The sequence below is a fragment of the Alteromonas sp. AMM-1 genome, assembly GCF_047290655.1.
GTDB classification, from domain to species: Bacteria; Pseudomonadota; Gammaproteobacteria; order Enterobacterales; family Alteromonadaceae; genus Alteromonas; species Alteromonas mangrovi.
Map to the genome: position 1 here is coordinate 1 of NZ_JBLBUE010000205.1, position 5600 is coordinate 5600.

Consider the following 5600-nt stretch of genomic DNA (forward strand, 5'->3'; position numbering starts at 1 on the left):
ATCGTAAATAATGAATCGGCTGACATTATACGTTTTTTCAACAGCGGATTTAACCAGATTACTGGCAACAGTGACGATTATTATCCCGAAGCACTGCGAGCAGAAATAGATGCGGTTAACGATTGGATATACCACGATATTAATAATGGCGTTTATAAGGCAGGATTCGCTACCGAGCAGCGCGCTTATGAGCAAGCGGTAAAAACACTTTTCCTGGCATTAGAGAGAGTTGAAGCCATCTTACAAACTCAATCTCATTTGGTAGGTAATCGATTTACTGAAGCGGATATCAGGTTGTTTACCACGCTCATTCGTTTTGACCCTGTTTATCATGGCCACTTTAAATGCAATGTGAAGCAGATAAAAGACTATCCGGCAACGTATGAATACATGAAGCGAATTTACCGCATGCCAGGGATTGCCTCAACGGTGAACATGGATCACATTAAAACGCATTATTATTTTAGTCATACCATGATCAATCCTACCGGCGTGGTGCCGGTGGGACCTGCGCTGGCCTTATGGGAGTAAGTAATGTCAATCAGAAGTGTTAAACAGGTAGTGCAAGGCGCACAAATCCAGGACGGAGCAGGGGTGAGTTTAACCCGCATTATTGGTCAGCAGGTATTGCGTCATCTCGACCCCTTTTTGATGCTGGATTTTTTTGGTTCAGATAAACCCAATGAATACATCGCGGGTTTTCCGCCACATCCGCATCGAGGATTTCAAACCGTTACCTACATGCTACAGGGCAAAATGCGTCATAAAGATTCGGTTGGTAACGAGGGACTGATTGAAACCGGTGGGCTGCAATGGATGAATGCCGGACGCGGTATTATTCATGAAGAAATGCCCGAACAAACCGATGGGTTACTAAAAGGGTTTCAATTGTGGGTGAATTTGCCAGCCAAAGACAAAATGTCGGTACCCGGATACCAGGATATTCCTGCATCTGAAGTGCAAACCGTTGCGCTTAACGAAGAGGTCACCGCCAAGGTATTGGCAGGGCAGCTTGCAGGGATAAGTGGCCCGGTAAAAACGGCAAAAGTGTCGCCATTGTTTATTGATATTCACTGGCAGGCGCAATCCCAGGTAACCTTTCCTGTTACCCGGGGTCATAACGCGTTTATATATTGCTACGAAGGGTGTGTGTCTATTGCAGGCCAAGCTCTGCCTGCGGGTAGGCTTGCCGTGTTAAGTGACGGTGATGAAGCCTTACTGGACTGCGGTACAGACCAACACCTCAGTGGTAAAGCTATTCTGGTGGCAGCGCAGCCCATTGGCGAACCCATCGTACAATACGGCCCGTTTGTAATGAATACGCAGTTAGAAATTCAACAGGCATTGTTTGACTATCAGCGCGGTGTGCTTGCCTAAAAATTCAACTGTTAACAAAAAAACGCGAAGAAAGTCGCTTTTAACCGGTTTCTTATGTTGATTGGCCTGCCAGCCTTGATTAACATGGTATGAGGAATTAAAAAAGCAGGGGTACGTTCAACGTTGCTACGCCCTGCTTGTATCATATCAACAGGAATTCAAATGAAACCAGTCGTATTAGCCGGTGGATCTGGCAGCCGTTTATGGCCAAAATCGCGTGCAGCTCTGCCAAAGCAATTTCTTGCGCTTACCTCAGACCAAACCATGTTACAGGACACCCTGACGCGTTTATCGGGTACAGATGCATCGCAACCAATTGTGATTTGTAACGATGCGCATCGCTTTTTGGTTGCTGAGCAACTGCGTCAGATGCAAGGCGATCACGGTGGTATCATTCTGGAACCTGTGGGACGTAATACGGCACCAGCAATTGCGCTAGCCGCTTTGCACGCCACTAAAGACGGTGAAGATCCGGTATTGTTAATACTGGCAGCCGACCACCTGATTAAAAACAAAGCAGCCTTTCACAACGCCGTTGCCGAAGCCAATGTGCTGGCATTAGAGGGGCATTTGGTTACGTTTGGAATTGTGCCGGATCAACCGCACACTGGCTATGGCTACATTAAAGGTGGTAATGCCATTGGCAATGGCCTCAAAGTAGAGCAGTTTGTTGAAAAGCCGAATTTAGCCACCGCTCAGGAATATGTCGCTTCAGGTAATTACTTTTGGAATAGCGGCATGTTCATGTTTAAAGCCAGTGCCTATTTAGCTGAACTGAAAAAATACGCGCCTGATATGCTGGCCATTTGCGAAAAGGCCATTGAATCCGAAAGTAAGGATTTGGACTTTATTCGCATCGACCCTGAGATTTTTGCTACCTGTCCGGATGATTCCATCGATTATGCGGTGATGGAAAAGACAGAACACGCAGCTATGATCCCGCTGGATGCTGGTTGGTCAGATGTGGGTAGCTGGTCTTCATTGTGGGAAACTGCCGATAACAAAGACGCTAATGGCAACGTAGTGGTTGGCGACGCCATACTGGAAGGTGTAAATAACAGTTACATCAATGCAGAAGAGCGACTGATTTCTGTTGTGGGTCTGAATGATGTTGTTGTGGTGGAAACCAAAGATGCGGTTATGGTTGCCCATAAAGACAAAGTGCAAGACATCAAGAATGTAGTGAACAAGTTAAAGGCGGAAAAACGCCCGGAATTCCAGTTTCACCGCGAAGTATTCCGTCCCTGGGGAAGTTATGACTCCATTGATAATGGCAAGCGCTTCCAGGTTAAACGCATTACGGTAAAACCGGGTGAGAAACTATCGGTACAAATGCATCATCACCGGGCTGAGCACTGGATTGTTGTATCAGGTACCGCCAGTGTGACCATTGGTGAAACCACACAGTTGGTTACTGAAAATGAGTCGGTTTATATTCCTATTGGCGAAATACATGCATTGGAAAATCCCGGCAAGATCCCACTGGAGCTGATTGAAGTGCAGTCTGGTGCTTATTTGGGTGAAGATGACATTGTGCGTTTCTCCGACCGCTATGGTCGCACCGAGTCTAAATAACAAGGGTTTTGCAGTATATGAGTAAACCAATTACCTGTTTTAAAGCTTACGATATTCGAGGAGAGCTCAATAGTCAGCTCAATGAAGAAGTGGCTTATCGTATCGGTTACGCTTTTGCCGAAGAGTTAAGTGCCAAAACCGTGGTCGTAGGCGGCGATGTGCGTTTGACGTCACTGCCGTTAAAACTCGCCTTGAGTGCCGGTTTAATTGATGGTGGTGCCACCGTAACCGATATTGGTATGGCGGGTACGGAAGAAATTTACTTCGCAACTAAGCATTTGGGTGTGGATGGCGGTATTGAAGTGACAGCCAGTCACAACCCCATTAACTACAATGGCATGAAATTAGTTAAAGCCGGCTCTGTACCCATTAGTGGTGATACCGGATTAAACGCAATTAAAGACCGCGCAGAGCTGTTGGATGATGCCTATGTTGCGGAGCGCCTGGATTTCTATGCAAAAAGCGCAAAGATAGATGCTGACGCGTTTTACGCGGGTAAGGCACATATTGCTACGGATATTCTGGCAGAAACCGGCAAATATCATCGCCATGCCAATATGGACGCTTACGCCTCTCATATTTTATCGTATGTGGATATCAACAAATTTACTCCGCTTAAAATTGTCACTAATGCTGGTAATGGTGCTGCTGGTGCCGCACTGGATGCGCTGGAGAAAAAATTACGCGATAAAGGTGTGCCCATTGAATTTGTGAAAGTGCATCACCATCCGGATGGCACATTCCCGAATGGAATTCCTAACCCGTTATTGCCTGAAAACCGTGCCGATACCGCCAATGCGGTAATTGAGCATGGTGCCGATTTCGGTATTGCATGGGATGGCGATTTTGATCGCTGCTTCCTGTTTGACGCAGATGGCAACTTCATTGAAGGGTACTACATTGTTGGTTTGCTGGCTCAGGCGTTCCTGGATAAAGACAGCGACAACAAAATTATTTACGACCCCAGGGTATACTGGAATACCGAAGACATTATTCATAATGCTGGCGGTACAGCAATCAAGAGCAAAACGGGTCACGCCTTTATAAAAGAGCGCATGCGCCTGGAAGATGCTATTTATGGGGGCGAAATGAGTGCTCATCATTACTTCCGTGATTTTGCTTACTGTGATTCTGGTATGATCCCATGGTTACTGGTAGCTGAGTTGTTGTGCACGAAGCAAAAGTCGCTTGCATCGCTGGTGGAAGAACGTATCGCAGCATTCCCGTCGTCGGGTGAAATTAACAGTAAACTCAAAGATGCCGACGCAGCATTACAGCGGGTATTAGACAAGTATCAGCCGCTGGCTGATGTAATTGACGAAACTGATGGGATTGGACTTGAGTTTGGCAACTGGCGATTTAACTTGCGCAAATCAAATACTGAACCGGTGATCCGTTTGAATGTTGAGTCCAAAGGCGATATTCCGCTAATGGAAGCGAAAACAGAAGAACTATTGGCCCTGATACGCGCTGAATAAACTTCTACATATTAAATAAAAAGCCCCGTACGCAAGCGCGTATGGGGTTTTTTTATTTGGGGTATTATACGAATTGGAATTATTAGCGGGCAAAGATCATTACGGCATGTGACAGCACAACCACAGTGGTTAAGGTCATGCGTAATTTGGTGTATGCCACCACCATGTCTTTTGGCAAGGTAAGCACTTGTTTGTCGTAAAACAGTATTAATAAGTAACTTATACTTAACACACCGAGTGCCCAATGTGCCCCGGTCTGGCTGAGGCAAATCCAGCCTATTATGGTTGGCAGCATTGCCACATATAACTGATGACCGGTTCTTTTGCTGCTAACTGCATCATACCAGTGAATACCGCCAAAAAAAGACAGTAAAACAGCAGAGTATTGTGTAAATAGAATGTAAATTAATGTGCTGGAATATGCCTCTGTAAACAAGGCAACGTTAAGTGCCAGGAAGGGCACAAGGCCCGCGTATCCGAGATATTTAGCCTGAGAGTTCATGATGATAATGATTCGTTTATAACTAATTAATTATATATATTACATTTGTTTCTAATATGTTGCACAAAGTGCATAAGAAACAGACAGTTTGTGGCGAAAAAATGCGCTATAAAATGAATATTTTGATAGCAGTAATCTAAATAAAACATACTTCCAGGTACTGATTTACGATCATTTTGATGGATTATTTATCACTGCCATAAAAAAAGCCCAGTTAAGGGCCTTTTCAGAATAAACGCTGTTATCTCTTTAACGGCGTGTATGGGCGTTCCGTGTGACCAGTGTATAACTGACGAGGACGACCAATCTTCTGACCTGGATCAGACATCATTTCATGCCAGTGTGAAATCCAGCCTACAGTTCGAGACAGAGCGAAGATACACGTAAACATGTTGGTAGGAATACCAATGGCTTTCAGAACGATACCAGAGTAGAAATCTACGTTCGGGAACAATTTCTTCTCTGCGAAGTAAGGGTCTTCAAGTGCAATACGCTCAAGCTCCATTGCTACGTCGAGTAATGGATCCTGAACATTCAGTTCTTTCAGTACTTCGTGGCAGCTTTCACGCATCACTGTTGCACGTGGATCGTAGTTTTTGTAAACACGGTGACCAAAGCCCATCAGTCGGAATGGGTCATTCTTGTCTTTCGCACGAGCAATGAACTCA

The 5600-nt window shown here is 45.3% G+C and carries 6 protein-coding genes; 4 read left to right on the forward strand and 2 right to left on the reverse strand.

Annotation, left to right across the window (positions count from 1 at the left end):
- The 4 genes from ACLR2L_RS18470 to ACLR2L_RS18485 all read left to right on the forward strand — a co-directional run.
- On the forward strand, positions 1–531 hold a 531-nt coding region (locus ACLR2L_RS18470), incomplete at its 5' end, for a glutathione S-transferase C-terminal domain-containing protein (protein ID WP_413370287.1).
- A 3-nt stretch (positions 532–534) separates the two neighbouring features.
- On the forward strand, positions 535–1377 hold the full coding sequence (locus tag ACLR2L_RS18475; RefSeq protein ID WP_413370289.1) for a pirin family protein: 843 nt from the start codon (positions 535–537) through the stop codon (positions 1375–1377).
- 162 nt (positions 1378–1539) lie between these two features.
- On the forward strand, positions 1540–2952 hold the full coding sequence (locus tag ACLR2L_RS18480; protein ID WP_413370291.1) for a mannose-1-phosphate guanylyltransferase/mannose-6-phosphate isomerase: 1413 nt from the start codon (positions 1540–1542) through the stop codon (positions 2950–2952).
- Between the two features lie 17 nt (positions 2953–2969).
- On the forward strand, positions 2970–4430 hold the full coding sequence (locus ACLR2L_RS18485) for a phosphomannomutase CpsG (RefSeq protein WP_413370293.1): 1461 nt from the start codon (positions 2970–2972) through the stop codon (positions 4428–4430).
- Between the two features lie 82 nt (positions 4431–4512).
- Here ACLR2L_RS18485 and ACLR2L_RS18490 read toward each other — a convergent pair whose 3' ends face one another.
- On the reverse strand, positions 4513–4932 hold the full coding sequence (locus ACLR2L_RS18490; RefSeq protein ID WP_413370294.1) for a DUF3429 domain-containing protein: 420 nt from the start codon (positions 4930–4932) through the stop codon (positions 4513–4515).
- 241 nt (positions 4933–5173) lie between these two features.
- A partial coding sequence (locus ACLR2L_RS18495; protein ID WP_413370296.1) for a citrate/2-methylcitrate synthase occupies positions 5174–5600 on the reverse strand: 427 nt, incomplete at its 5' end.

What these genes read in the sequence shown, in the direction of transcription:
- ACLR2L_RS18475 (WP_413370289.1), top strand. Translation starts at nt 535, where the DNA reads ATGTCAATCAGAAGTGTTAAACAGGTAGTGCAAGGCGCACAAATCCAG.
- ACLR2L_RS18480 (WP_413370291.1), top strand. Translation starts at nt 1,540, where the DNA reads ATGAAACCAGTCGTATTAGCCGGTGGATCTGGCAGCCGTTTATGGCCA.
- ACLR2L_RS18485 (WP_413370293.1), top strand. Translation starts at nt 2,970, where the DNA reads ATGAGTAAACCAATTACCTGTTTTAAAGCTTACGATATTCGAGGAGAG.
- ACLR2L_RS18490 (WP_413370294.1), bottom strand. Translation starts at nt 4,932, where the DNA reads ATGAACTCTCAGGCTAAATATCTCGGATACGCGGGCCTTGTGCCCTTC.